Below are 26,336 nucleotides of genomic sequence, written 5' to 3'. Positions count from 1 at the left end.
TTCAAATATGGACTCGATTATATTTTTGAATACCTTTACAAGGCTTATTACAAGCAGAATATAGACCCGTGTAAATTTTTGTCATGTACTGAGCAAAAGTGACACTTTTTTAGACCTTTATTTTTCCTTGTTACTTTTCTGTTGACATTAAGGTTTCACACATGCTCTTTCATTCCGAAAGGGATGGGTGAGCTCTTTAATATATCCTTATATAAATAGATAAAATAACTACTAAGCTCGCAGAGCTATGTGTTGCTTACATAAGTGCAATAACTAAAGCCGGTTATACTTATGGAATGTATCATTAAATACTTTCAATTACTTAATTTGTATGAATTTTGGAAAGAGAGGAAAATATAAACGAATAGTTATGGCTTGCAAAGTCAATTCTAAAAATAGAAAAATACAGCCGATCTGTAAGCCGGGTTCTGTGCTTCGTATAAAACGAAGTGCTTGTCATTTGTCTACTCCTGCTGTCACCAACAGGCTCTAGCGACCTACCCCCCGACATCGGGCGAGCAGCCCTACATGCGTCGGTATACATGGTCTTGCAACTCATAAGTAGTACGGCTCCCGGTATTGCTATCGGGACCGGTGAGCTCTTACCTCACCTTTTCACCCTTACTCCGATAAATCGGAGCGGTTATTTTCTGTTACCTTACTCTGCTCTCACAAACAGCTTCCCGTTAGGAAGTATGATGCTCTGTGTTGCCCGGACTTTCCTCTTTCCATCTTTTGACGGATGGCCAGCGACAAACCGATCTGCTGTATTTCTGCTGCAAAGATACTATTTAGATCGTGAAAAATGTTTGAAATCAATAGGAATCATGATTGCATAATTGTAAGTGTCATCCAAAAAGTGTAATATTGTGAGGTTTTTATACTTCATTTATTGGAATCACAATGAAAAAAATCTTACTGTTGCTATTTGTTTCGGTTTACTTGGTAGGCTGTTCTTCATACAAAGATGCTATGAATGCCAATTCCAACATAAAAAAGGTTGAATTGGGTATGACCAAGAACGATGTAATCCATAAAATGGGTAAATCTTACCATAGAATGGAAGTATACAAGGATAGTCATGGAACAGATGTCGAGGTTTTGGGATATCCTACGGTAGACGCTATTTATATGCTTCGTTTTGAGAATGGCGAGTTAGTTGGATTTCATAAAGACCTTGTTCTTCCTGCGGATAAATTTCTTAGAGAATCCTCGCTTGAGTAAAATAGTCAGTTAAATTATGGTTCTTAATTATATCTGGATTGCATTCTTTTTTGTTGCCTTTATTGTAGCATTGAGCCGCCTTATCTTTTTGGGCGATTTTGAGACTTTTAATGCGACGGTTAATTCTACATTTGCTTCCGCCCGATCGGGTTTCGAAATTTCCATTGGTTTAACCGGGGTCCTTACCCTGTGGATGGGACTTATGAAAATAGGGGAGCAAGGGGGAGTAATTCAGCTTTTCTCAAGAGCAATCAATCCATTATTTAGTCGGCTTTTCCCCGATATACCGAAAGATCATCCCGCAGGAGGTTCTATTTTATTGAATCTTTCCGCTAATATTCTTGGGCTTGATAATGCAGCTACTCCGGCAGGATTACAAGCGATGAAAGAATTGCAGGAGATTAATCCCGATAAAAGCAAAGCTTCCAATCCTATGATGATGTTTCTGGTGATGAATGCATCGGGTTTGACTTTGATTCCGGTATCTGTAATGACTATCCGCGCACAGATGGGAGCAGCTAATCCTGCCGATGTTTTTGTACCGATTATGATTGCAACTTTCATTTCAACAATGATTGGAGTATTGGCTGTTTGCATCAAGCAAAAGATAAATATTCTGGATAAAGTTATTCTGGGTACGTTTGGTAGTGTTGCCACATTGATTGGTGGTGTTATCTGGGCTTTCAATCGTATGGGACCCGAAAAGGCACAGCAAATATCAAGTCTCATTGCCAGTATAATATTATTCAGCGTTATTATATTTTTCATACTAAGCGGAGTCCGAAAAAAGATTAATGTATATGATGCATTTATAGAGGGTGCAAAAGATGGATTTTCGACTGCTGTTCGTATCATTCCTTATTTGATTGCCATATTGGTAGCTGTAGGCATGTTTCGTGCATCAGGGGCTATGGATTTTATCTTCGATGGATTGAAGTCTTTAGTTGTTTTTACAGGATTTGACAGTCGATGGGTAGATGCTATGCCTACAGCATTAATGAAACCTTTAAGCGGAAGTGGAGCACGGGGTATGATGGCAGAAACCATGACTGTTTTTGGGGCAGATTCATTTGCCGGACGATTGGCATCTATTTTTCAGGCATCTACCGATACTACCTTTTTTGTAGTGGCTGTTTATTATGGAAGTGTTGGAATAAAGAATAGCAGGTATACAGTACCTTATGCACTTTTGGCTGATTTAGCCGGAGTTGTTACAGCTATTTGGATAGCATATATATTTTTCTCGTAAGTCGAGGTCTCAGACCTTTTTATTGTTTTTGGCAAGCAAATCAGATACCGTTATAAATATAGAATATGGCAATCATATATCAAAATGAAGATGTAAAAGCTCCTTTAATAAAGAAAAGAGAGGTTACTAAATGGATTAAAGATGTGGCAGCATCTTATGGTAAAAAGACAGGAGATATTTCATATATCTTTTGTTCGGATGAAAAAATCCTTGAAATAAATAAGGAATATCTTCAGCATGATTACTATACTGATATAATCACCTTCGATTATACCGATGAAGATGTAATATCAGGAGATATTTTTATAAGTTTAGACACTGTGAAAAGTAATTCGGAGCAGTTTAATACCGATTACCTCGAAGAATTACACCGAATTATTATTCACGGGATACTTCATCTTTGTGGAATCAATGACAAAGGTCCGGGCGAAAGAGAGCATATGACCGAGTGTGAAAATAAGGCTTTAGGTCTTTTGAGTGACATATAAAAAGGATGTATAATCAAGAATTAGTAACCATAATAGTTCCGGTTTATAATGTTGAGCAATATTTACCCAAATGTCTCGATAGTATTATCAGCCAGATTTATAAAAATATAGAGATCATTTTAATAAATGATGGAAGTACAGACAGGTCTTTGGCTATCTGTGAAGAATATAAAGAAAAAGATAATAGGATTACAATTTTTAATCAAAAAAATCAAGGTCTGTCAAGTGCCCGAAATGTAGGATTAGATAATGCGAAGGGTGATTTTATAAGTTTTATAGATAGTGATGATTTTGTTGCTGCTGATTTTATATCTGAATTATATACTTTATTGAAAGATACTGATTCGGATATAGTTCAATGTGATTATATACAGGTTGAAGAAGACGATGCAGTGTTCATTCCTAAGAGCAGCTCATTCAGAACAGAGGAATTTTCCGCTTATGAATACTTACAGAGGTTATATTCAAAGAAGATCTATCCTCGAAATGTCGTTGTCTGGAATAAATTATATCATAAAAATATATGGGATAATATTCGGTTTCCTCTAGGAAAGCTTAATGAAGACGAAGCCGTAGTACATTATATTTATGATAGAGCGACCAAAATAACAGTAAGCTCTAAGATCCTTTACTTTTACTTAAAACGATCGGGTAGCATTATGAATGTATCACCGGATATGGAAATAAAACGTTATCTGCATTATCTGGAAACATTAACTCAAAGATCTGATTTTTTTGAACTAAAAGGCTACTCGGAGCTAAAAGAGGAGACTCTGGCTCAAAAAGGAAAGCTTGTAAGGCGTATATATAAAAAAAATAAAAAGCTGGATAGTAGTTTAGTAAATTATGATCTGTTGATATGTAATTATAATAGACTGGTATATGATGCTTTAGATGAAAATATAAAACTTTATCTTAAAAATAGATATATTAAACTTAAATTGAAAGTAAGGCTTCTTTACATCTACTTAAAATTGAAATACAAAGGTAACCTTAGCCATTCTATAGAGTAAGTAAATGAAAGTATTTAATGATATACTTTCTGATCATAACAAGCTATTGCTGTTGTGTTTGCCAAAGTAATAAAAAGGTCTGAGACCTTAATTGAATTATGAAAAAAATTATTTCTTTAATTGTCATATTAACACTATCATTGGGCTGTCTTTACTCTCAGGAGGTTATTAAAGTATGGCCTAATAATGCACCTTCGAGTAATGGATTAACCGATGAAGCGGAACTGTTTGTATATTTACCTGAAAAAAAAGACAGCCTGAAAACTCCGGCTGTATTAATTTGCCCCGGTGGCGGATATGCAGGTGTTAGCGCAGTGTACGAAGGTCATGCTTTTGCAAAATGGCTGGCATCGCAAGGTGTGGCAGGTATAGTTTTAAAATATAGATTACCCAATGAGCATAAAGAAATTCCTTTTGATGATGCAGAGCAAGCTATGCTCATAATCCGTTCGGATTCCGATAAATGGAATATAGATATCAATAGGGTGGGAATCGCCGGATTTTCGGCAGGCGGACATTTAGCTGCAGTCTTTTCTAACTTGGATTCTAATAGCGATATCAATATCCGTCCTGATTTCACCATTCTGTTTTATCCGGTGATCTCGTTCGAAACAGCAACAAAGGGAGGGACTCGTTCCAATTTATTGGGAAAAACGCCTTCGGCTAGTGATATCTATTCTTTTTCAGCAGATAGGCTGGTTACCGAAAATACTCCTCCTGCTATTATTTTCGTAAGTGATAATGATCTTTCAGTTCCATCCGCCCATAGTATAATGTATTACAATTCGCTGAAAGAAAATAATGTTCCTGCTGCTTTATATGTATTTCCGGAAGGAGAACATGGGTGGGGAATGATCAAATCATTTAAATATTACGATGAATCATTATCTTTGTTGAAAATGTGGTTGAAGCGGACAGTTCTGACAAACCATAATTGAGTAAGTACTTCTTTTAAAAGTGCTCTCCTAGTTAGATTTATTCGTATTATTATAATTTTGTCATGATTTTAGAAACATGCAGGTTGGTGACCTTAAATATATTATAATTATGAAAAACCTATTTTTAATACTATTCTTTCTTTTATCAGCTATTGGTATGAATGCACAAACAGTCGTTAAACTTTGGGAAATAACCCCTCCAACGAGTAATGGATTATCTGAACCTGAATTGTCTGAAGAAGGACGAATTTCGAATGTTTCTATTCCCGAATTGACTGTCTATTTACCCGATTCTACCGTAAATAGAGGCATTGCAGTTATTATCTGTCCCGGTGGCGGATATGCCCGATTGGCTATTGATCATGAAGGGCACGATTTTGCCAAGTGGTTACAGTCGCAAGGTATTGCCGGTATTGTTTTAAAATATCGTATGCCTAATAAAGTGAAACAAGTACCCTTGGAAGATTTCAATCAGGCTATTACCTATGTAAGATCTAAAGCATCTCAGTGGAAAATTTCGAATGATAAGATCGGTATTGCCGGTTTTTCGGCAGGAGGTCACTTGGCAGCAACAGCTTCTACCCATTTCTCGTCAAAAGAATTGCGTCCCGACTTTTCGATCTTGTTTTATCCGGTAATTACAATGGGGGATTTTACTCATGAAGGATCACGTAATAATTTGTTGGGTGATACTCCAACAGCATCTGAGATAATGTATTATTCTAACGAAAGGCAGGTTAATGAATTTACACCTCCTGCAATATTGTTGCTAAGTGATGATGATACATCGGTTCCACCGAAGAATTCGGTATCTTATTATACTGCTTTAAAAGAAAATAAAATACCGGCAACCATGTATATTTTCCCTTCGGGAGGTCATGGCTGGGGTATGAGAAATAATTTTGAATATCACGATGAAATGCTCTCTCTACTGAGTTTGTGGTTGAAAACATTGTCTTTGTAAAATTCAAGGAAAAAAATAAAGGATAAAGGTATCATTCGAAAAGAGTATTTTCGGTGATGCCTTTTTCCAGATTGAGTAACCACCTTTTTTTATCCAATCCTCCGGCGTATCCGGTCAACTTACCATTTGAACCAATAACCCGGTGACATGGGACAATTATGGCAATTTTATTCATCCCGTTGGCATTGGCAACAGCTCGTACGCTTAATGGATTTCCCATCGTTTCAGACTGTTGAAGGTAGCTGATTGTTTTCCCATAGGGAATCGCTAATAGAGCTTGCCATACTTTTTTCTGAAATTCTGTACCTACCAAATCGAGAGGTACCGTGAATTCTTTCAGCTCTTTTTTGAAATAGGCGTCCAATTCTTTCTTTAAAAGATCAAAATAGGTGCTGTTTTCTTCAACAATAACACCATTCAGCTCCTTTTCTGTTTTTTGAAACTGACCGTCAATATTTTTTCTATTATTAAACTCCAGAAGACAGATGCCTTTATCTGTTGCGCAGGCAATCATTTCTCCCAGAGGCGTTTCTATATAAGTTTTGCTGATATTCATTTTTTTTACTGTCTTAATAACTAAGTAACGTTTAATATTTAATGCTATGTTTTATCAGTATAATTATCTTTGGTCGTTATGCCTGCCAAAGCAATAGAAAGGTCTGTGACCTTAATCAGATAAAGATATTTAATTCTAAGAATAATTTATAATTAAATCAATAAAAATACTCTTCGCATCGTAAAATTTCAACTTTGTCGGTTTTATAATATACTGAAATCAATTTTAAAATTGATGTTGATATTACAGTTAATCGTTTTAGCATTGTTGTTTTGGATCGATTTTTTACATGTAATTTGCAATAATATAGATGATTGTAGATGTTATTAACAGAAATGGCAAGTTATCAACAATTCTTTTAGTGTTTAATGTCACAATCTAAGTACTGCTATTATTTATTTGTTTCTTTGTAGCTTAAATAAAAGAAATTATAACTAACGAACATGGGTAAAATAATTGCTCTGGCAAATCAAAAGGGAGGGGTTGGAAAAACTACTACCACAATAAATCTTGCTGCCTCCTTAGCTGCATTGGAAAAAAAAGTATTGGTTGTGGATGCTGATCCGCAGGCAAATGCTTCTTCCGGCTTAGGACTCGATATTAAACATATAAAAAATACGATTTATGAATGTCTGATAGGAGAGGCTACAGCCGATCAGGCCATTGTACCGACAGCTTACGAGCGTTTGGATATAATACCGTCGCATATCAATTTAGTAGGGGCCGAACTTGAAATGTTGAACATCGAAAATCGAGAAAAGCGTTTAGCTGCTGTATTACAAGCCAAGAAAGCAGATTATGATTATATCTTGATTGACTGCTCTCCGTCTTTGGGGCTGATTACGGTGAATTCTCTTACGGCTGCCGATTCGGTTATTATACCCGTTCAGTGTGAGTACTTTGCTCTGGAAGGAATCAGTAAACTGTTGAATACAATTAAAATCATAAAATCGAAACTAAATCCTTCATTGGAAATAGAGGGATTTTTGCTTACGATGTATGATGCACGTCTTCGTTTAGCAAATCAGATATATGAAGAGGTAAAAAAACATTTTCAGGAATTGGTATTTACAACCGTAATTCAACGAAATGTAAAACTGAGTGAGTCTCAAAGTTTTGCACAGCCTGTATTGGCTTATGATGCTGCATCTCGTGGAACAGTTAACCATATGCAGTTGGCAAAAGAGCTTATTGAAAAAAATTCTTAACTTTGCTACTTAAGTAAAAGGAAGTATTTATTGTTACATTCTATAATCATAACTGTTTCTATCTATTATGCTTACCAGAGCAATAAATAGGTCTGAGACCTTAACCGCAAAAAATAAGTAATTATTTATGGCAAAAAGACCTGCTTTAGGGAGAGGGCTAGATGCTCTTATTATGATGGACGATTTAAGGACTGAAGGATCTTCGTCTATAAATGAGGTTCCATTATCTAAGATTCAACCCAATCCTGATCAACCCCGACGTGTTTTTGATGAGGAAGCCTTGCGTGAGCTGGCTGTATCAATAAAACAATTGGGGGTCATCCAGCCGATTACCTTGCGTAAGATAGATGATGAAAATTATCAGATTATTGCAGGTGAACGTAGGTACAGAGCATCTATGATTGCTCAGCAAAAGACAATACCTGCTTATATTAAAACCGCGGATGATGAAAACGTCATGGAAATGGCGTTGATCGAAAATATACAAAGAGAAGACCTTAATTCTATTGAGATTGCTCTTGCTTACCAGAATTTGATTGAAACATATAATCTTACTCAGGAACAGTTGAGTGAAAGAATCGGAAAGAAGAGAACTACCATTGCAAATTATTTGCGGTTGTTGAAGCTTCCTGCCGGTATTCAGATGGCTATCAGAGATAAGAAAATAGATATGGCTCATGCCCGTACTTTAGTGACGATTGAAGATCCGGCGGTGCAACTCGAAGTTTATGAGTTGATTATGTCCGAAGATCTTTCGGTTCGTAAAGTAGAAGAATACGTAAGAGCCATTAATAAGGGAGATACTCTCGAAGAAATTATTCAGGAAAAAGAAGTGGTTAATTTGGCTAAAAAAGGCAATATAAACCAAGCTACTCCCGAAGAGTTCGATATCCTCAAAAAGCACTTGTCGAAGTTCTTTGATGCTAAAGTTCAGTTATCATGCAACGATAAGGGCAAAGGGAAAATAACAATTGCTTTCAGTTCCGATGAAGAATTAGAGAGAATTATTACTAAATTTGACCAGATAAAAAAATAAATTAAGGTCTAAGACTTTAATTTATTGCTTTGACAAGTATAACATCGGAAATTGTTATAGTCATTAAAAGTATCAATAATTATTTCATATTGATTATAGGTAGTTAGCAAGTAAATAAATTTACAGATAACTGCAGAAAGGTTTAAAACCTTAGTGTTTATATGGTAAAGAGATTATTTTTGTGTTTTGTAACTGTATATTCCTTCGCCTTTTCGGTGCTGGGTCAAACGAATGATAGTATACAAGTACGAAATATGACTGTTAACTCTCAGAATATAACAAAAAGCGATACCGTTGCTTGGGTCAATGATAAAATGCTGAATGATAAGGCGGCAGATAAGATTATAAAAAATACTGCCCCATTTAAGCCTGACCCGAATAAAGCAGTCTTGTATTCGGCTATTTTTCCGGGATTAGGTCAGATTTATAATAAAAAATATTGGAAACTACCTCTCGTATATGGTGGTTTTTTGGGTCTTACATATGCTATTACCTGGAATGGTCGTCAGTATAGTGACTACACAGGCGCATATAAGGCGATTATGAAAGAGAATCCGAGGGATGCTGAAAATACTAGGATTTGGGGACCTTTTATTCCAAGAGGAAAAAATCCTGAATTGTTGACTGATGGTGAGATAGCAACATGGAGAAATCGTTTCAAACGCCAGAGAGATTCTTACAGAAGATACCGTGATTTGAGTATTATTGGAGCAGTTGCTTTGTACGGATTGTGTATGATAGATGCGTATGTGGATGCACATCTTTTTGACTTTGATATTTCTCCCGATTTGTCTATGAGGGTCGAACCTCAAGTGCAAAATGATCCGTTTTCTCAAAGATCTTTTGGGATTCAATGTAGTTTTAAATTTTAGGGCATCGTTGGTAGCAGTTATCAGCTATCAGAAAAAACTTGTAACTTGTAACTAATTAACCATGTCCGGAAAAAGAAATAATTTATGCTGAAAAAACTTTTTATTGCCGGTTTTATTTTGGGGGGTATTGTTCCCCTTTTTGGTCAGGTTCATAAAAATGAACTATCAATAAAAGAGACTATTACAGATAGAGAGTTGACTATCCCTGAGGAGATAGAACGTAATTTTGATCAATTATTAGTTGATTGGAAGAAAGACCTGAGCCCTTCTTTAAACTGTACATCAAATTTTGATACCGACGTGGCTTATCCCGATTCTGTTTATATCAACAGGCTCTATTCTTTGCCTACCGAGATGGAATTGGTGTACAATCCCGTTGTTAGATCATATATCGATATGTATACGGGACGTATGAGAAGAAGCGTTGAGTATTTTTTAGGAAAATCCGATTATTATTTTCCGATCTTCGAACAAGCTTTAGATAAATATAACTTACCTCTCGAATTAAAATACTTACCTATTATTGAATCTGCACTCAATCCAACGATTGCCTCGAGAATGGGAGCAACAGGACTTTGGCAATTTATGATCGGTACAGGTAAAATGTACGATCTCGAAGTAAATACTCTGGTTGACGAACGTCGCGATCCGCTTAGATCAACAGATGCTGCCGCCAGATATTTGAAAGACTTGTATGGTATTTATGGTGATTGGAACTTGGTTATTGCAGCATATAACTGTGGTCCCGGGAATGTTAATAAAGCGATTAAACGTAGTGGAGGGCAAACCGATTACTGGACAATTTATCCCTATCTTCCGAAAGAAACCAGAGGTTATGTACCTGCCTTTATAGCTGCAGCATATGTGATGAACTATTACTCGGCACATAATATATGTCCTTTCGAATATAAATACACTCACTCTACAGATACTATTTTAGTTGACAAGCAACTGCATTTACAACAAGTCGCAGAATATTTAAATGTATCGCTTGATGAATTGAGAACTTTAAACCCTCAATATAAAAAAGACATTGTTCCCGGCGAATTTAAAGGATATGTACTGAATCTACCTTCTATAAATGCCCCGGAGTTTGAAGTTCAGCGAGATTCTATTTTTGCATATAAAGCTACCGAGTTTCTATCTCACCGAAAAGTGGTCAATCCAAATGGATATATGGCAATAGCTGCTACTAACGGAGCTAAGTATAAAGTACGTCGCGGAGATAATTTAGCTGCCATTGCCGGTAAGCATGGAGTTACAACAGCTCAGATAAAACAATGGAACGGGCTTAAATCAAACAGATTAAAAGCCGGTCAGATACTGGCAGTATCAGCAGGTATGCCTGCGAATAAGGAAATACCTCAGGAAATAAGTCAACCGACACAAGATTTACTTGCGGAGAATACCTCTCAAACGACCTCAGAGAATCAACCTTCTATAGATAATAACGATTCTTCCTCAAACTCATTATCCGATTACTTTGCTAAAATGCAGGAAAGAGCAATAGGAGCAGATCCCGATCCTGCCTCAACCAAAGAATCCGAACCCCATTTGCCTGTTGTTAACGTTCCTGACTCTGATACATCAGAATTAGCCGATAATACACGAGGAAGAGATATACAAAGAGTTCAGACCATTTATCACAAAGTGCGTATTGGTGAGACGTTGACTCAGATTGCATCCAAATATAATGTAGATAGAGAAGATATTTCTTCTTGGAATAAATTAAAATCTTCAGTACCAAAAGTTGGTCAACGATTGGTAATACATTTACCGGCTCAAAAAGAGGCTCTGGTTGCCGAAGAATTACCTTCTATATCCGAAGAGTCTATAGAGCAAGTTGTTGCCGATGTGAAAACATCAGTGCAAGACAAGGCTGCTGATAGGCCTTTAGCTTCGACTTCATCTATGGTTACTTCTTCCTCAAAATCGGTAACAGTGAAAAAAGAAGAGCCTAAGGTTGAGAAAAAAAATACACCGAAACCTGCGAAAGAACCGGCAAAACAACCTTCGACATATACCGTGAAAAAAGGGGATACTTTAGGCGGTATTGCAGGAAAATATGGGAGTAAAATAACAGCAAAAGATATACAAAAGGCTAATAACTTAACCTCTGATAAATTAAGTATCGGGCAGAAACTTAGAATTCCCAGATAAATAACTTAGAATTATGGCATTCATTTATAGTTTTACTCTTCTATATGAGTAATGCAAAACATGTATGCTATATTTTAAAGGTTAAAATTAATTATAGTTGTTTTACTTGCCGAAGTAATAAAAAGGTCTGAGACCTTAACAGGTATTTAATACAACATTTATTCATTGTAATGCGTTTGATGTTATACATACAAAAGTAATAAATAGGTCTTTGATCTTAATTTTATGGATAAAGAAGATAAAACGAAGGACGATGATTTGATGGTAGAAAGAGAATTTGAAGCTCTTATAAATGACTATCTCAAAACTAACCATAGACGAAAAGTCGAAATAATAAGAAAGGCTTTTCATCTTGCAAAAGAAGCACACAAGGGAGCACGACGCAGATCGGGCGAACCATATATAATGCATCCGATAGCGGTTGCACGTATAGTTTGTAGTGAAATAGGATTAGGTTCTACATCTATTTGTGCCGCTTTATTGCACGATGTAGTGGAGGATACCGACTATACAGTAGAAGATCTTAAAAAGATATTTGGCGATAAAATTGCTGAAATTGTAGATGGATTGACCAAAATATCGAGTGGTATGTTTGGTGACAATGTTTCATCGCAGGCTGAGAATTTCAGAAAGCTCTTGCTTACAATGGCCGATGATATCAGGGTAATACTTGTAAAGATTGCCGACCGTCTTCACAATATGCGGACATTAGGTTCGATGGCTCCGGCAAAACGCCATAAAATTGCTGGTGAAACAATGTACATATATGCTCCTCTCGCTCACCGATTGGGGCTTTTTGCTATAAAAACGGAGCTGGAAGAACTCAGTTTTAAATACGAAAACACCGAAGAGTACAACGAAATTGTATCTAAGTTAGAATCTTCGTTGAGTATTAGAAAAAATATCTTCGAACATTTTGCAGAGCCCGTAGTTCCTAAATTGGACGAATTGGGTTTCAAGTATGAAATAAGGGCACGCGATAAATCGGTATATTCTATTTGGAATAAGATGAAATCGAAGGGAGTTCCTTTTGAGGAAATATATGATATTTTCGCTGTCAGGATTATTTTCGATTCCGAACCCGGTATGGATGAGAAGAAGCGATGTTGGGATATTTATTCGGTGATTACGGATATTTACAAACTTCGTCCCGACCGTATCAGGGATTGGGTTAGCCGTCCTAAATCGAACGGTTATCAGGCGTTGCACCTTACAGTAATGGGACCTGATGGTGAATGGGTCGAAATCCAGATCAGAAGCCGTAGAATGGACGATATCGCCGAAAAAGGTTTTGCCGCTCACTGGAAGTACAAAGAAGGAAAAATTGAAGAAGACAATGAGCTTGATAAATGGTTGAAAACTATTACGGAGATATTGGAGCATCCAAACCCGAATGCAATAGATTTTCTGGATACTATTAAACTCAACTTATTCTCTCAGGAAATATTTGTTTTTACGCCTAAAGGCGATTTGAGAACAATGGCTCAAGGCTCTACTGCTCTCGATTTTGCTTATGAGCTTCACACTAATATTGGAGACCATTGCATTGGCGCAAAAGTAAATCATAAACTCGTTCCACTTAGTCATAAATTGAATAGTGGCGATCAGGTTGAAATCCTGACATCTAAATCTCAGAGTCCACAACCCGAGTGGCTGGGTTTTATTACAAGTGCTAAGGCTCGAACTAAGCTTGAATCTACTCTGAAGAAGCAGAAAAAAGAGGTGGCGAAAAAAGGAGAGGCAATTTTAAAAGAAATAGTTGGAGAAGCGGAACTTACGTCTTCAACAATAGATAAATTGCTCGATTTCTATAAAATAACGAAAAAAGAAGACTTTTTCTTTGCCTTGGGTAACAAAACAATTGTGCTTCCTGCTAATCTCGATAAACTGTTTAATCAAAAGGATAAAGATGGTTCTAGCAATATCTTCATGCGCTACATGAAGCAGGCATTCAGAGTCGGAAAGAAAGAAAGTGGAGACACTGAGTCTTTGGATACCGATGATCTGGATACGATTGATAAGAAAAAAACATATATTCTTGAAGAAGATTCTTTCAAAAAGAATTTTAGGATAGCATCATGTTGTAATCCTATACCCGGAGATAAAGTATTTGGTTTTATAACGGACAATAATGAGATTCAGGTTCATGGCGTTAATTGCCCTGTAGGCTTGAAACTTAAGGCTAGCTTTGGAGATAAAATACTTACTCTTGAATGGGGGCGTTATGCGCAATACTCGTTTTTATCGACAATAATTATTCGTGGTATAGACCGTGTTGGTATGCTTAATGATATAACTAAGGTTATAATTACAGATTCCGTAAACATTAAAAGTTTGAATATTGAGTCGAATGATGGTATCTTTGAAGGTAAAGTAAGCCTTTATGTGCACAGTGTTGTAGATGTACAGAAGTTATGCTCTCAAATTTTAAAAATAGAAGGAGTTCAATCAGTTAATAGATTGAGCTAAGATTTATATATATGGATACATTCGACATACATGACGAGAAATTAAACGGAACAGAGCGTGAATTTGAAAATGCTTTGAGACCCCTTAGTTTTAATAGCTTTAGCGGTCAGGACAAAGTAGTGGATAATTTAAAGGTATTCGTTGCAGCAGCTCGTATGCGTGGAGAATCTTTAGATCATACCTTATTACATGGTCCTCCGGGGTTGGGTAAAACAACTTTATCAAACATTATAGCGAATGAGCTGGGTGTCGGTTTTAAAATAACATCAGGGCCTGTGCTTGATAAACCGGGCGATTTGGCTGGTCTATTAACTTCTTTAGAGCCCAATGATGTCCTTTTTATCGATGAAATACATCGTCTTTCACCTATTGTGGAAGAATATCTTTATAGTGCAATGGAGGATTATCGAATCGATATTATGATCGATAAAGGTCCTAGTGCACGTTCGGTTCAAATTGAATTGAATCCCTTTACTCTTATTGGTGCTACTACTCGTAGTGGATTATTGACAAGTCCTTTACGTGCCCGATTCGGGATAAACATGCACTTAGAGTATTATGATAACGACACCTTAACGGGAATCATCAAACGTTCGGCGAATATTCTTGATGTTCCTTGCGATGACGATGCCGCCAAAGAAATAGCATTACGTAGTAGGGGAACACCCCGTATTTCGAATGCTCTTTTGAGGAGAGTAAGAGACTTTGCTCAGGTAAAAGGGTCGGGGAGTATCGATAAAGAAATAGCAAACTACTCGCTTGAGGCTCTCAATATTGATAAATATGGTCTTGATGAGGTTGATAATAAAATACTACTGATTATTATTGACAAATTCAAAGGAGGTCCTGTTGGTATTTCTACTATTGCAACTGCTCTCGGAGAAGATAGTGGGACAATAGAAGAAGTGTATGAACCTTTTCTTATCAAAGAAGGTTTTATGAAACGTACTCCAAGAGGTCGAGAAGCTACGGAATTAGCTTATAAACATCTGGGGAGGCATAAAGATACCGAGCAAGGATACTTGTTTTGATCTGGTTGTAATTTATTAAAACATATCCACACTTCTTACCGATGAATATGGCGAATGATGAAAATAAGAAATATTCGATCCTCTTATATGGGCTATTTTTTATAGGCTCTTTTCTATTCTTGTCTTTAGACTTTTATAAAGCTTTCTGGTACGACGAAGCCTATACAATAAATCTGGTACGCCAGTCCTTCGGATATTTGTGGCATGTTACAGCCAATGACGTTCATCCGCCTCTGTACTATATTCTTCTAAAATTATATACTTATTTTTTCGGCGATTCGGTAGTTGCCTTGCGTATCTTTTCGGCTCTTCCTGTAATTGGTGTTATGCTATTAGGGTGTACACGGATTCGAAAAATGTTTGGAGATAAAACAGCGTTAAGCTTTTTAGTTATAATCATATTGATGCCCGTTAGTCAATATGCTGCATCTGAAATAAGAATGTACTCATTAGCTATGCTGTTTGTGCTGTTAAGTGCTTTATATGCATATAAAAGTTATTCTACTTTCCGTCGATCCGATTTAATCAAATTTACCCTTTTCTCTTTGGCTGCGGCTTACACTCATTACTATGCGTTATTGGGTGTTTTTTATATTTATTTTCTCTTCCTTATTGTGATTATAATAGCTAAGAGAAGTAAAATTACTCCGTTTATCGGTTATTCTGTTTTGTTTGTGATCGGATATTTACCGTGGTTGATAAACCTGCCCGGACAAGTGTCGCAAGTACAGGATGAATACTGGATCGATGCTCCACGATTGAAAGATTTTATAATCTATCTATATTATCCTTTTGCGCGGGAGTTGGATCTTATGGCAACAGCAACTCCTCTTGCCCATTTTGCATTTTCTTTCTTTTTACTCGCGGTTTTTGGTATTCTGTTTATTTATGTAGTTGTATCGGCAAGAAAAGAAACTTTTGCAGATACATATTCGAATGCTAAAATAAAGTATGCCAATCTGTTATTCTTAGCTTTTTTGTTGACTCTATCTACTGCGATTACTTATTCATTTCTATCTAAGCCTGTATTTGTTACCCGTTATATGAATCCTATTCTAGGGCTTTTTTATTTGGGTATTGCTATTTATATATCATCGATTGATTGGAAGAAAACTCAAAATAAGATTGTACTTCTTTTGATGTTTCTGATAATAGCTTATTTTTCATTTAATCACTATTCGCTTCAATACAGAACAAATCAGTATAACGAGAGAGTACAGTCTAAAATCATCGAATTTGCTAAAGAGAGAGTGGATGATAAAACAGCTTTTTTATATTCAGATACACGCAGCTTTTCAATAGCAGCTATACCTTTGTTTTTCCCCGATTCGAAACATTATATAAGAATCCGTGCTACTCAGAAATACTATAAGAAATATTTAGAAAATTTTAAAGCTATTCCTATCTTTGATTTTGGTGATGTTGATACTACCTACACTAAGATGTTAGTAGTGAAAAATATTGATAATGACGATTCGTTCATGAAAGTTTCCGCCGATTCGATAGAAGTAATTAAGTATTTTGACATCATAGACAGGCAGGATATAGAAGGACATGTTGTTTATCAATTAAGAAGGAAGAATCTGAATAAATAAGTGATAGGAAACTTATCATGGCTGACATATCCAATACGGACATAAAATATCTACCGGGAGTAGGACCGAAAAAAGCTGAAATATTAAATAAAGAAGTTGATATTTTTTCGGTTGAAGACCTCTTACATTATTATCCCTATAAATACATTGATAGAAGTCGCATCTACTACATTCACGAAGTAGATGGTAATATGCCTTATATTCAATTAAAAGGTCGAATAACGGCTTTTGAAACAATGGGTGAGGGGCGTAATAAAAGACTTATTGCTCACTTTACCGATGGTACAGGTTTTATTGATCTGGTTTGGTTCCAAGGGGCACGTTTTATAACAGACAAGTATAAAGTAAATCTGCCTTATCTTGTTTTTGGTAAACCCACCGCTTTTGGAAGTAAGTTTAATATAGCACATCCGGATATTGACCCGTATATCGAAGAAAAAGCGGAGCAAACAAATCTGATGGGGTATTACAATACAACCGAGAAGATGAAAACGCATTATCTGAATTCAAAAGCAATTCAAAAGATAATGACAGGAGCATTAGCATCTGCATTGCCTCATGTATTTGAAACTCTACCCCAATCAATAATTGAAAAAGCGAACTTATTGCCCTTGAAAGAGGCAATTCGGAATATTCACTTTCCTTTGAATCCTACTATTCTTAGAGATGCTCAGTACCGCTTGAAGTTTGAGGAATTGTTCTATTTGCAATTAAATATCTTTCGTTATACTTCCGATAGAAGGGCTAAACTGAAAGGTTTTGTATTTACACAAGTAGGTGATTACTTTAATTCTTTTTACGAAAAGAATCTGCCTTTTGAATTGACTAATGCTCAGAAACGAATTATCCGTGAGATTCGTCAGGATATGGCGACGGGTGAGCAAATGAATCGTTTACTGCAAGGCGATGTTGGTAGTGGTAAAACTCTGGTGGCACTTATGATTATGCTGATTGCTATGGATAATGGCTTTCAGGCTTCGATGATGGCCCCTACCGAGATTCTGGCTAATCAGCATTATATTACAATTCAGGAATTTTTATTTGGATTGGGTATAAATGTCGAATTATTGACAGGCTCTACTAAAAAGAAGAAGCGTGAAGAAATTCATTCAGGCCTTTTGACTGGCGATATCCATATTCTGATCGGTACACATGCTTTGATTGAAGATACCGTTCAGTTTGGAAACTTAGGTTTGGTGGTTATCGATGAACAGCACCGTTTTGGTGTAGCTCAACGAGCCAAACTATGGACTAAGAATGTGAATCCTCCGCATATGCTCGTTATGACGGCAACACCTATTCCCCGTACGCTTGCGATGACAGTGTATGGTGATCTTGAAGTATCGGTGATAGATGAATTGCCTCCGGGGCGTAAACCTATACAAACCATACATCAATACGATAAGAAAAGAGGAGCTTTATATAATTCGATCCGAAAACAGTTGAGCGAAGGTCGTCAAATATACTTTGTATACCCTTTGATCGAGGAAAGCGAAAAAATAGATTTGAAGAACCTCGAAGAAGGTTATGAGCATATTTGCGAAATTTTTCCCGAGTATACGGTTTGTAAGGTGCATGGAAAAATGAAACCTTCGGAAAAAGATGCTGAAATGGCTCGTTTTGTCAAAAATGAAGCTCATATAATGGTGGCAACTACCGTTATTGAAGTGGGAGTAAACGTCCCCAATGCATCGGTGATGGTTATAGAGAGTGCTCAGCGCTTTGGGTTGTCTCAGTTGCATCAGTTGAGGGGTAGGGTAGGTAGAGGTGCCGATCAGTCGTATTGCATCCTTATAACACCTTATGAGCTATCGGCAGACTCTCGTAAGAGAATCAATATTATGGTGGAAAGTAATGATGGTTTCGAGATTGCTGAGGCCGACCTGAAGCTCAGAGGTCCCGGTGACTTGGAAGGAACTCAACAAAGTGGTATTGCTTTTAATCTTAAGATTGCCGATATTGTGAGAGATTCGCAGATAATGCAATATGCACGTGATATAGCAAAAGAAGTTATAGATAGAGATCCTGCTTTGGAGAATGTGGAGAATCAGATTTTAAAAAGGCAATTGCGTAAACTGGGAGGAAATCGCTACAATTGGGGATTAATTAGCTAAGACAAAAAAAGAAACAAACTACGAAAGTTTGTTTCTTTAATTCTTAGATGTGTAGTGATGAATATATTTTATATGAGACTCGATTCGTTTGCTCTTTTATTGCTTTTATATAGGTCGATTAGTTCTCCAAGTGTTATCTTTAGAGAGTTCATTGTTGAAAAGAATTCAGGAACCTGATTCTCATAAAAAGATCTTCTCATCAATTCGAGAGCATTTTTATAAGAGTCTTTTGTCAGGAAGAGACCAACCCCTCTTTTCGACATCAAAATATCCTCCGATTGCAGTAGCTCGAGCGAACGCATCAAGGTATTATGGTTTACCTCTAATTCTTTAGCAAGTTCTTTTACTGTGGGGATTTTAGTTTCTTCTTTCCATTCTTTGGATACTATTCTTTGCGAGATTACATCGACAATTTGTAGGTAGATTGGTTTGTTTTTATGAAATTCCATTGTGTTGTTATTTTACAGAGTTACATTACAAATATAGCACTAGTTTTCTATATAAATAGTTTGTCGTTCTAAATTTTGAGCAATATAAGTATTTTTAATTATAAATAATCTGTTTAATTTCAGAATTTTAAGCTAAAATAGCACTCTATATATCTGTAATTGATTTGGATCTGTTAACTTTTAAGCCTTTTGATCGGATAAATGAGTTCATTGGTATTTAACATTAGAAAGTGTAACGTAGAGCTATTGTATTAACTAATTTTATTAATTAATAATCGAATGTAAATTATGACTGGTCAGTCAACCAAAATAAGTAAATGGAAAATCTTGATACCAACTCTTCTTGGAGTCGGTGTCATTGTTTACATGTTTTCTAAGGATCTCTTGGGACAGGAGAATGCCGAGCAACTGGCAGAACTGAGGAATATAAAGATAACATGGAATACAGTCTTTTGGTTTTTTATAGCCTTGCTCTTGATGGTTGGCCGTGACCTGGGTTTTACCATTAGATACAGATACCTGACCGAAAAGGTGCTTTCATGGAAGCAATCATTGAAAATAACCTTGCTGGCTGAATTTGGTACGGCAGTCACGCCGTCATCTGTCGGCGGTTCAAGTATGGCAGTTCTTTTCTTATCAAAAGAGAACATTAGCGTAGGAAGAAGTACGGCTATGGTTTTTGTAACGATGCTATTGGATGAAATGTTCTTTGTTGTAACTTTTCCTTTGTTATTATTATTCATCCCTGTAGAGAAGTTGTTTCCCGAAATATCTACCTTACAAATGGGAGTGATTACTTTGTTTGTTGCAGCCTATATTGTAAAGATGTGTATCTGTATTTGTCTTATAGTCGGTCTGTTTTTTAAACCACAGGCTATACGATGGCTTTTAATCAAAATCTTTAGATTGCCTGTCCTCCGCCGTTGGTATGCAGGGGCTGTAAAAGCAGGAGACGATTTAGTTATCAGTGCCCGTGAAATAAGAGGCAAGAGGTTTTCTTATTGGTGGCCTCTTATTCTGGCTACGATTTTATCGTGGGCTTCGCGATTTCTGGTGGTAAATGCACTTTTCATGGCATTCTTCTCTGTGTCGGATCATATGTTGATATTTGCCCGTCAGTTTGTAATGTGGGTATTGATGATACTTAGCTTTACACCGGGAGCAAGTGGCTTAAGTGAACTTATATTTAAGCATTATCTGAGTGCATTGATCCCTATATCAGGACTTATTCCGGTTATTATAGTATTATGGCGATTACTTAGTTATTATAATTACCTTTTTATCGGAGCTTTCCTTGTTCCACGTTGGGCAAGCAAAGCTTTTGTGAAACCATTAAAATCAGAAGACATTATATGAAAATAAAATTACCGTGTCGTTTTCTCTGTTTTTTACTCCTGATAGTACTAAACGGAAGCCTCTCGTTATTTGCTCAACAGGTCGATACTATAGAGGTATACAGTCCAAAGATGGAAGTGTATGTAAAGAATATTATCATTCTTCCCGATGGCTATAATAAAGAATCCAAGATTGCATATCCCGTGGTTTATCTCTTGCACGGTCATAGTGGAAATTATTTATCATGGCTGAAGGTGGTAAAACCGACATTGCCCCAATTAGCGAATAAATACCAAATGGTAATTGTCTGTCCCGATGGAAAGAATAGCTGGTATTGGGATAGTCCTGTTAATCGAAAATCTCAATATGATACTTATGTAAGCCAAGATCTGGTAAATTATGTTGATACGCATTATAAAACAATTGCATCACCGAAGGGTAGGGCAATATCAGGCTTCAGTATGGGTGGGCATGGTGCTTTATGGTTAACCTTAAACCATCCCGATGTATTTGGTGTTTGCGGATCGATGAGCGGCGGAGTAGATATCCGGCCTTTTCCTGACAATTGGGATATGTCTAAGGCATTGGGGAGGTATGCTACTAATAAGGCTGTTTGGGATGCACATACTGTAATTACGAATGCAGAAAAGCTGAGAAATATTCCATTGATTTTCGATTGTGGAGAAGATGATTTCTTTCTGGAGGTTAACGAGAATTTGCATAAGCTTCTTCTTGATAAGAACATTCAGCATACTTATATAATGACCTCAGGAAAGCATGATTCTCAATATTGGAATAAGGCTGTTGAATGGCAGTTGGATTTTTTTGCAAAATTCTTTTTTCCTGAAAATTAAGCAAAATGGCTAAGCGACAAACAAAAGAAAAATCTGCTACTATTTTAGCGTCGAAAACACAAAAATTAGTGGTGTCAGAAAATAACGGTAAATGGGGATTTTTAGATGCAGCAACAGGCGAAACAGTTGTGCCGTTTATATATGACTGTGCTCATTCTTTTTCAGTAGAATTAGCATTAGTTCGATTAAATGGTTGGTGGGGTTATATAGATAAAACAGGGAGAGAAGTTATTCCGTGTATATATAATCCTGCATGGTCGTTCACAAAAACGGGATTGGCAGCAGTATGTATTGAAGGTAAATGCGGTTTCATCGACCAGGCAGGAGAAGTTGTTATCCCGCTTATATATGACGATGCCCGCTATTTCAATAAAGATGGTAAAGCAAAGGTAAAGTTAAACGGCGAAACTTTTTTTATAGATCTGAAGGGAAATCGAGTCGAATAAATATGAAGAAAATGACTTCTTCTTTAGGGTTGTATTAATATCTAAATGGAGTAGAACCCTACAAAAAGCAAAAAAATATGAGCAGAATACAATTATCGTACTCACCCTATAACTTAATGTTGAAATATCCATTTACTATTTCAACGTATTCACGAACAACAACCCCTGTGGTTTTAGTGGAACTTCATTACGATGGGTGTATTGGTTATGGCGAAGCATCATTACCCCAATATTTGGGAGAGACGCAGGATAGTGTCATCAATTTTTTGAAACAGGTTGATCTGACTCAATTTGCTGATTTAACTGATATTGATTCTGTTTTAGATTACGTTGATCATATTGCTGTTGGGAATACTGCGGCTAAAGCATCTATTGATATAGCGCTGCATGATTTGATCGGAAAGATTAAAAATAAGTCATGGCATGAAATATGGAATTTAAATCCTGAGAATACACCCAATACAACATATACGATAGGAATTGATACGGATGATATTGTAAAAAAGAAAACGGCAGAAGTCGTTTCGGATTTTAAAATATTGAAGGTGAAATTAGGTGGAAAGGATGATAAACGGATGATTGAGGTAATCCGATCGGTTACAAGCCTGCCTTTAGCAATTGATGCCAACCAAGGGTGGAAAGACAGATCGGAAGCTTTGGAAATGACTTGTTGGCTGAAGGAGCAAGGGGTGGTTCTGATAGAGCAGCCAATGCTTAAAACCGATTTGGACAGTAGTGCATGGCTTACCGCTCATAGTCCTCTACCTATATTTGCCGATGAATCAGTACAAAGACTTTCGGATATGGAAAAGATCAAAGGTGCTTTTTCGGGAATTAATATTAAACTAATGAAGTGTACGGGTATGAACGAAGCTTATAAAATGATAAGTCTTGCTCCTTCCTTGGGGTTTGACATAATGTTGGGTTGTATGACCGAGACTTCGTGTGCAATATCAGCTGCGGCTCAACTGTCGCCTGCTGTGAATTTTGCCGATTTAGACGGTGCATTACTCATAACTAATGATTGTTTTAAAGGTACCACTATAAAAAACGGGAAGATTATATTGAATAATCTTCCCGGTATAGGTGTGGAAAAGGTATAATCCACAGAGTTAAATAAATGAGAATATTTATGATGATATATTTTCTTAATTATAACTTCTTATCAATGATTTGTTTACCAAAGCAATAAAAAGGTCTGAGACTTCATTCGGATTTCTTAACTCTGACATCCAATAATCTGAAATCATTATAACGTTGCATAAGATCATTTTTGTAGCTGGTTGCTCTTGTCAGATTCTCTCTGTCGACACCTGTTTCTTGTGTTTCTTCAAATAGTTCGCAAGAAATAGTTATCCATCTTAATGCATCTTTTAGTTTGTCCGAAAGCTCATAGGCCAAAGCTATATTGCTGGCAAGTCGGGCTTTTTTCTTTACGTTCTTTGTTTCTTTATCGTAAGCAGATTTCCATAGTGCCATAGCTCCGGCCCAATCGTTACTTGTCATTTTTTGATTGGCTGCTTTAATATCTCCAAAATACCATCTCAACTCATTGCTCCAATAAGGAGATAAAGCGTCTGATATCTTTTCCGCAGTGTAACGGGCTGCTTCTTTGATGGCATCTTCCCTGCTGGGAATAGTGTCTGATAACGCTCTGTCCTGACTATAGGTTGCAGTCCAGTATATGCTGTCATTTATATATAAAGGAGGTGATATAGTTTCTCCGTCTTTCGAATATACCTGAAAACGGATATCCATTTTCAAATCAAGAAATTTCATTGTTGTTCCAAAGTCAAAGTCTTCTTCATGAGAAGCTGTACTTACTAAAAAACGGTCGATAGAAATTACTGCATCCGCTTTGTTCGCAATACAGAGCTCTTTAACCAAATTAGGGTCTAATGACCAAATTTCTTCAAAATTATTATCCTCTCTTATCGGATGTTCGTAAAAAATTACATCGTCGAAGTATTCCTTGTCTGCAATATCTTCAAAAAGAGCTTCAGCCAATATGTAGTTTACATCGTCATTTATCCTTACTTGTATCGGGGTGGCCGATTCTTGCCCCGGACGGTATTCGAAATGACCAATATCTTCGGGTTGGGGCACAGTGTTATCAACAATAACGATATTGTTAATATTGCCGGGGAGTGTTATCTGGGCAGGTTTCTCTACATTTACAACCAATGTATCCAGACTTGTGCAACTGGTGAAAACAAATAATCCCGAAAGTAGTCCCAAGAATAAAAAACTCTTCGGTAAAATTAAGGTCAAAGACCTGTTTGTTGCTTTACTAAGTGTCATATACAATTTTTTTTTAGAGCTGAATACTATAAATAAGACGTAGCGGATAAACTTAAGGTCTCAGACCTTTTTATTTAAATACTTCCCAATCTTTCCCAAATGAGATGAGATGGCTCTTTCTCTATTGGAGAGGGTTGGGGTGAGGTGTAGAAAATAAATAGTTGGCATGACTTATTATCTTCAAATTTAAATTTAATTTTCCATATAGGATTATCTTTGTTGTATGTAAATTAAAATTTACTTAAGTTTAAACCCCTATTTCAAACAAAATGTTCACAGAATGGCAAAAAAAGATAAATCATACACCGAAGCGATACAAGAATTACAGGAGATTCTTGATAAACTCGAATCAGGAGATATGGAAGTTGATGTGTTGGCTGAAGAGATAAAAAGAGCATCCACATTATTGAAACTATGTAAAGATAAGCTTTATAAAACAGATGCCGAGATAAAAAAGATACTGGATGATCTCGATTAAAGGTATTGAACTATTTATTGTACTAGTCGGTTATTAATGACATGACCGTAATGTTTCATCGTTAAAAGATCATATATGAACAATGTAATTATAGTAGCCGGAGGGAAAGGTTTGCGTATGGGAAGCGAACTGCCCAAACAGTTCTTGAATGTGGGTGGAAAACCTGTTTTGATGCGCACCATTGAAGCTTTTTATAATTTTGATAAATCGATACGTATTATTGTAGCATTGTCTGCATCCTATCGCGAACATTGGTCTAAATTATGTAAGGGGTATGGATTTTCTGTTTACCACGAAGTTGTGGACGGTGGCGAAACCCGTTTTCATTCGGTAAAGAATGGTTTAGAGCTTGTTGGTGAAGGTTGGGTAGCTGTGCACGATGCCGTACGCCCATTTGCATCAGTTTCTCTCTTGAAGACTTGTTTTGATGCCGCAAAAGAGTATAAAGCAGTGATTCCCGTTATAGATGTAACAGATAGTTTACGCGAAATTGACGGTGAAAACGATAGTAAAATTGTTGATCGTTCGAAATATCGTATGGTTCAGACTCCTCAGGTTTTTGAGTCTGTTTTGCTGAAAAAGGCATATGATGCTGATTTCTCCGAGTATTTTACAGATGATTCATCTGTGGTAGAAGCATACGGACATGCTATTCATTTAGTTGAGGGAGAAAGAACAAATATAAAAATAACGACTCCGTTTGATCTCGATTTGGGAGAAGTTATATTAGGTAAGTAAAAATATAAATGATCTCTTTTGATATTGTAAGAACTTGCATCGACTATTGGATAAGTTCTGAAATAGATTTGAGACTTTAAGAGATTTAGAAAAGATGGATATATGTATTGATTTTGACGGAACGTGTGTTACTCACGAGTTTCCACGTATAGGCGAAGATATAGGAGCTGTGCCTGTTCTTAAAGAACTGGTTGACGCAGGACATAAGCTCATTCTTTTTACTATGCGCAGCGATCGTAAGAAAAAGAAAAAAGTAGGAGAGGAAACTGTTATTGTAGAAGAAAATTTCTTGGCAGACGCCATTAATTGGTTTGTTGATAATGGAATAACATTATATGGTGTTCAGAAAAACCCGACTCAGCGTTTTTGGACTACATCTCCTAAAGCTTACGGGCATTTATATATAGATGATGCTAATTTGGGATGTCCTTTAATTACCCCAACGGAGGGTAGACCTTACGTAGATTGGGTTGAAACCCGTAAATATCTGGTGGAAAGGGGCATTTTATAGTATTTATGTATAAATGCTTTTTCATCTCTGTTTTCCTTGAAAGAACGATCACTGTTTATTATTAAATAGTGATTTTTTTATGACTATTTCCTTTCTTTCTTAGGACTGTTTTTCTAGACTCGTTTTCTCTTGTTTTTTATCTTATACCTGCCTTTTATTCGTAATTTACATCTTTAATTTCCCTTGATAAATCCTCTTGTTTGCCTCTTATTTATTTATGATTTATTATTGTTTTAAAGTTAATTATTGTTTATAATTATTGTAATCTATATTTCTGTGAAATTTAAATAATTGATAATATAGTATT

23 protein-coding genes, 1 other RNA gene and 1 pseudogene are annotated in these 26,336 nt (G+C 36.4%); 21 read left to right on the top strand and 4 right to left on the bottom strand.

What is annotated here, in order from left to right:
- Positions 1 to 401: 401 nt before the first annotated feature.
- Positions 402 to 769, bottom strand: an RNA gene (rnpB, locus tag CLV62_RS14245) — RNase P RNA component class A.
- A gap of 134 nt (positions 770 to 903) precedes the next feature.
- Here rnpB and CLV62_RS14240 point away from each other — a divergent pair.
- The 6 genes from CLV62_RS14240 to CLV62_RS14215 all read left to right on the top strand — a co-directional run bounded on the left by CLV62_RS14240 (position 904) and on the right by CLV62_RS14215 (position 5,876).
- A complete protein-coding gene (locus CLV62_RS14240; RefSeq protein ID WP_110311449.1) occupies positions 904 to 1,224 on the top strand; it encodes a hypothetical protein in 321 nt (106 codons plus the stop codon).
- A gap of 16 nt (positions 1,225 to 1,240) precedes the next feature.
- A complete protein-coding gene (locus CLV62_RS14235; RefSeq protein ID WP_110311448.1) occupies positions 1,241 to 2,473 on the top strand; it encodes a nucleoside recognition domain-containing protein in 1,233 nt (410 codons plus the stop codon).
- A gap of 65 nt (positions 2,474 to 2,538) precedes the next feature.
- On the top strand, positions 2,539 to 2,961 hold the full coding sequence (ybeY, locus tag CLV62_RS14230; RefSeq protein ID WP_110311447.1) for an rRNA maturation RNase YbeY: 423 nt from the start codon (positions 2,539 to 2,541) through the stop codon (positions 2,959 to 2,961).
- Positions 2,962 to 2,966: 5 nt separating this feature from the next.
- Entirely contained in the window at positions 2,967 to 3,974 is a 1,008-nt protein-coding gene (locus CLV62_RS14225; protein WP_110311446.1) for a glycosyltransferase family 2 protein, read from the top strand.
- A 98-nt stretch (positions 3,975 to 4,072) separates the two neighbouring features.
- A complete protein-coding gene (locus CLV62_RS14220; protein ID WP_110311445.1) occupies positions 4,073 to 4,912 on the top strand; it encodes an alpha/beta hydrolase in 840 nt (279 codons plus the stop codon).
- 109 nt (positions 4,913 to 5,021) lie between these two features.
- Positions 5,022 to 5,876 carry an alpha/beta hydrolase gene (locus CLV62_RS14215; protein WP_110311452.1) on the top strand — a complete coding sequence of 285 codons (855 nt, stop codon included), beginning with the start codon at positions 5,022 to 5,024 and terminating at the stop codon, positions 5,874 to 5,876.
- A gap of 31 nt (positions 5,877 to 5,907) precedes the next feature.
- Here CLV62_RS14215 and CLV62_RS22170 read toward each other — a convergent pair whose 3' ends face one another.
- Positions 5,908 to 6,432, bottom strand: coding sequence for a methylated-DNA--[protein]-cysteine S-methyltransferase (locus CLV62_RS22170; RefSeq protein WP_110311444.1), 525 nt, complete (start codon positions 6,430 to 6,432; stop codon positions 5,908 to 5,910).
- A 443-nt stretch (positions 6,433 to 6,875) separates the two neighbouring features.
- Between CLV62_RS22170 and CLV62_RS14205 the strand changes: the two genes are divergently transcribed.
- The 8 genes and pseudogenes from CLV62_RS14205 to recG all read left to right on the top strand — a co-directional run bounded on the left by CLV62_RS14205 (position 6,876) and on the right by recG (position 18,917).
- Entirely contained in the window at positions 6,876 to 7,640 is a 765-nt protein-coding gene (locus tag CLV62_RS14205; protein WP_050709828.1) for a ParA family protein, read from the top strand.
- A gap of 127 nt (positions 7,641 to 7,767) precedes the next feature.
- Complete coding sequence (locus CLV62_RS14200) at positions 7,768 to 8,676, top strand: ParB/RepB/Spo0J family partition protein (RefSeq protein WP_110311443.1); 909 nt, start codon at positions 7,768 to 7,770, stop codon at positions 8,674 to 8,676.
- 254 nt (positions 8,677 to 8,930) lie between these two features.
- Positions 8,931 to 9,548 (top strand): DUF5683 domain-containing protein, encoded by a 618-nt coding sequence (locus CLV62_RS14195; RefSeq protein ID WP_221409246.1) that lies wholly within the window; start codon positions 8,931 to 8,933, stop codon positions 9,546 to 9,548.
- 84 nt (positions 9,549 to 9,632) lie between these two features.
- Positions 9,633 to 10,880, top strand: a pseudogene (locus CLV62_RS22410) (transglycosylase SLT domain-containing protein); the annotation flags it as partial.
- A 1,053-nt stretch (positions 10,881 to 11,933) separates the two neighbouring features.
- Positions 11,934 to 14,177: a RelA/SpoT family protein gene (locus CLV62_RS14185; RefSeq protein WP_110311440.1), complete on the top strand. Its 2,244-nt coding sequence runs from the start codon at positions 11,934 to 11,936 to the stop codon at positions 14,175 to 14,177.
- A gap of 11 nt (positions 14,178 to 14,188) precedes the next feature.
- On the top strand, positions 14,189 to 15,208 hold the full coding sequence (gene ruvB / locus CLV62_RS14180) for a Holliday junction branch migration DNA helicase RuvB (RefSeq protein WP_110311439.1): 1,020 nt from the start codon (positions 14,189 to 14,191) through the stop codon (positions 15,206 to 15,208).
- A gap of 41 nt (positions 15,209 to 15,249) precedes the next feature.
- The gene (locus tag CLV62_RS14175; protein ID WP_110311438.1) at positions 15,250 to 16,803 is read left to right on the top strand and encodes a glycosyltransferase family 39 protein; all 1,554 of its coding nucleotides are present in this window, start codon (positions 15,250 to 15,252) and stop codon (positions 16,801 to 16,803) included.
- A gap of 17 nt (positions 16,804 to 16,820) precedes the next feature.
- Positions 16,821 to 18,917, top strand: coding sequence for an ATP-dependent DNA helicase RecG (gene recG, locus CLV62_RS14170; protein ID WP_110311437.1), 2,097 nt, complete (start codon positions 16,821 to 16,823; stop codon positions 18,915 to 18,917).
- Positions 18,918 to 18,985: 68 nt separating this feature from the next.
- Here recG and CLV62_RS14165 read toward each other — a convergent pair whose 3' ends face one another.
- Positions 18,986 to 19,366 (bottom strand): GntR family transcriptional regulator, encoded by a 381-nt coding sequence (locus CLV62_RS14165; protein WP_050709835.1) that lies wholly within the window; start codon positions 19,364 to 19,366, stop codon positions 18,986 to 18,988.
- A 288-nt stretch (positions 19,367 to 19,654) separates the two neighbouring features.
- On the opposite strand from CLV62_RS14165, the gene CLV62_RS14160 reads away from it, so the two are divergent.
- The 4 genes from CLV62_RS14160 to CLV62_RS14145 all read left to right on the top strand — a co-directional run bounded on the left by CLV62_RS14160 (position 19,655) and on the right by CLV62_RS14145 (position 23,104).
- Positions 19,655 to 20,722: a lysylphosphatidylglycerol synthase transmembrane domain-containing protein gene (locus CLV62_RS14160; protein WP_110311436.1), complete on the top strand. Its 1,068-nt coding sequence runs from the start codon at positions 19,655 to 19,657 to the stop codon at positions 20,720 to 20,722.
- Positions 20,719 to 21,555, top strand: a complete 837-nt coding sequence (locus CLV62_RS14155) for an alpha/beta hydrolase (RefSeq protein WP_110311435.1) — start codon at positions 20,719 to 20,721, stop codon at positions 21,553 to 21,555. The genes CLV62_RS14160 and CLV62_RS14155 overlap by 4 nt, the downstream gene beginning before the upstream one ends.
- A gap of 5 nt (positions 21,556 to 21,560) precedes the next feature.
- Complete coding sequence (locus CLV62_RS14150; protein WP_110311434.1) at positions 21,561 to 22,001, top strand: WG repeat-containing protein; 441 nt, start codon at positions 21,561 to 21,563, stop codon at positions 21,999 to 22,001.
- A 77-nt stretch (positions 22,002 to 22,078) separates the two neighbouring features.
- Positions 22,079 to 23,104, top strand: a complete 1,026-nt coding sequence (locus CLV62_RS14145; RefSeq protein WP_110311433.1) for a dipeptide epimerase — start codon at positions 22,079 to 22,081, stop codon at positions 23,102 to 23,104.
- Between the two features lie 103 nt (positions 23,105 to 23,207).
- On the opposite strand, the gene CLV62_RS14140 is transcribed toward CLV62_RS14145, so the two are convergent.
- The gene (locus CLV62_RS14140) at positions 23,208 to 24,302 is read right to left on the bottom strand and encodes a DUF6340 family protein (RefSeq protein WP_110311432.1); all 1,095 of its coding nucleotides are present in this window, start codon (positions 24,300 to 24,302) and stop codon (positions 23,208 to 23,210) included.
- Positions 24,303 to 24,582: 280 nt separating this feature from the next.
- Between CLV62_RS14140 and xseB the strand changes: the two genes are divergently transcribed.
- From xseB to CLV62_RS14125, 3 genes are all read left to right on the top strand, one after another.
- Positions 24,583 to 24,780, top strand: coding sequence for an exodeoxyribonuclease VII small subunit (gene xseB, locus CLV62_RS14135; protein WP_110311431.1), 198 nt, complete (start codon positions 24,583 to 24,585; stop codon positions 24,778 to 24,780).
- 75 nt (positions 24,781 to 24,855) lie between these two features.
- Positions 24,856 to 25,518, top strand: coding sequence for a 2-C-methyl-D-erythritol 4-phosphate cytidylyltransferase (locus CLV62_RS14130; protein WP_110311430.1), 663 nt, complete (start codon positions 24,856 to 24,858; stop codon positions 25,516 to 25,518).
- 94 nt (positions 25,519 to 25,612) lie between these two features.
- Positions 25,613 to 26,029 carry a hypothetical protein gene (locus CLV62_RS14125; RefSeq protein ID WP_110311429.1) on the top strand — a complete coding sequence of 139 codons (417 nt, stop codon included), beginning with the start codon at positions 25,613 to 25,615 and terminating at the stop codon, positions 26,027 to 26,029.
- Positions 26,030 to 26,336: the final 307 nt, after the last annotated feature.

It is taken from the genome of Indolivaga alginatilytica, assembly GCF_003201355.1.
GTDB lineage: Bacteria > Bacteroidota > Bacteroidia > Bacteroidales > Dysgonomonadaceae > Dysgonomonas_A > Dysgonomonas_A alginatilytica.
The sequence above is the reverse complement of the archived record's forward strand: the minus strand, read 5'-3'. Positions and strand labels throughout refer to the sequence as shown.

Bases quoted from the DNA above. Each gene is read 5' to 3' on its own strand.
- CLV62_RS14240 (WP_110311449.1), top strand. From the start codon at position 904: ATGAAAAAAATCTTACTGTTGCTATTTGTTTCGGTTTACTTGGTAGGC.
- CLV62_RS14235 (WP_110311448.1), top strand. From the start codon at position 1,241: ATGGTTCTTAATTATATCTGGATTGCATTCTTTTTTGTTGCCTTTATT.
- ybeY (WP_110311447.1), top strand. From the start codon at position 2,539: ATGGCAATCATATATCAAAATGAAGATGTAAAAGCTCCTTTAATAAAG.
- CLV62_RS14225 (WP_110311446.1), top strand. From the start codon at position 2,967: ATGTATAATCAAGAATTAGTAACCATAATAGTTCCGGTTTATAATGTT.
- CLV62_RS14220 (WP_110311445.1), top strand. From the start codon at position 4,073: ATGAAAAAAATTATTTCTTTAATTGTCATATTAACACTATCATTGGGC.
- CLV62_RS14215 (WP_110311452.1), top strand. From the start codon at position 5,022: ATGAAAAACCTATTTTTAATACTATTCTTTCTTTTATCAGCTATTGGT.
- CLV62_RS22170 (WP_110311444.1), bottom strand. From the start codon at position 6,432: ATGAATATCAGCAAAACTTATATAGAAACGCCTCTGGGAGAAATGATT.
- CLV62_RS14205 (WP_050709828.1), top strand. From the start codon at position 6,876: ATGGGTAAAATAATTGCTCTGGCAAATCAAAAGGGAGGGGTTGGAAAA.
- CLV62_RS14200 (WP_110311443.1), top strand. From the start codon at position 7,768: ATGGCAAAAAGACCTGCTTTAGGGAGAGGGCTAGATGCTCTTATTATG.
- CLV62_RS14195 (WP_221409246.1), top strand. From the start codon at position 8,931: ATGACTGTTAACTCTCAGAATATAACAAAAAGCGATACCGTTGCTTGG.
- CLV62_RS14185 (WP_110311440.1), top strand. From the start codon at position 11,934: ATGGATAAAGAAGATAAAACGAAGGACGATGATTTGATGGTAGAAAGA.
- ruvB (WP_110311439.1), top strand. From the start codon at position 14,189: ATGGATACATTCGACATACATGACGAGAAATTAAACGGAACAGAGCGT.
- CLV62_RS14175 (WP_110311438.1), top strand. From the start codon at position 15,250: ATGAATATGGCGAATGATGAAAATAAGAAATATTCGATCCTCTTATAT.
- recG (WP_110311437.1), top strand. From the start codon at position 16,821: ATGGCTGACATATCCAATACGGACATAAAATATCTACCGGGAGTAGGA.
- CLV62_RS14165 (WP_050709835.1), bottom strand. From the start codon at position 19,366: ATGGAATTTCATAAAAACAAACCAATCTACCTACAAATTGTCGATGTA.
- CLV62_RS14160 (WP_110311436.1), top strand. From the start codon at position 19,655: ATGACTGGTCAGTCAACCAAAATAAGTAAATGGAAAATCTTGATACCA.
- CLV62_RS14155 (WP_110311435.1), top strand. From the start codon at position 20,719: ATGAAAATAAAATTACCGTGTCGTTTTCTCTGTTTTTTACTCCTGATA.
- CLV62_RS14150 (WP_110311434.1), top strand. From the start codon at position 21,561: ATGGCTAAGCGACAAACAAAAGAAAAATCTGCTACTATTTTAGCGTCG.
- CLV62_RS14145 (WP_110311433.1), top strand. From the start codon at position 22,079: ATGAGCAGAATACAATTATCGTACTCACCCTATAACTTAATGTTGAAA.
- CLV62_RS14140 (WP_110311432.1), bottom strand. From the start codon at position 24,302: ATGACACTTAGTAAAGCAACAAACAGGTCTTTGACCTTAATTTTACCG.
- xseB (WP_110311431.1), top strand. From the start codon at position 24,583: ATGGCAAAAAAAGATAAATCATACACCGAAGCGATACAAGAATTACAG.
- CLV62_RS14130 (WP_110311430.1), top strand. From the start codon at position 24,856: ATGAACAATGTAATTATAGTAGCCGGAGGGAAAGGTTTGCGTATGGGA.
- CLV62_RS14125 (WP_110311429.1), top strand. From the start codon at position 25,613: ATGGATATATGTATTGATTTTGACGGAACGTGTGTTACTCACGAGTTT.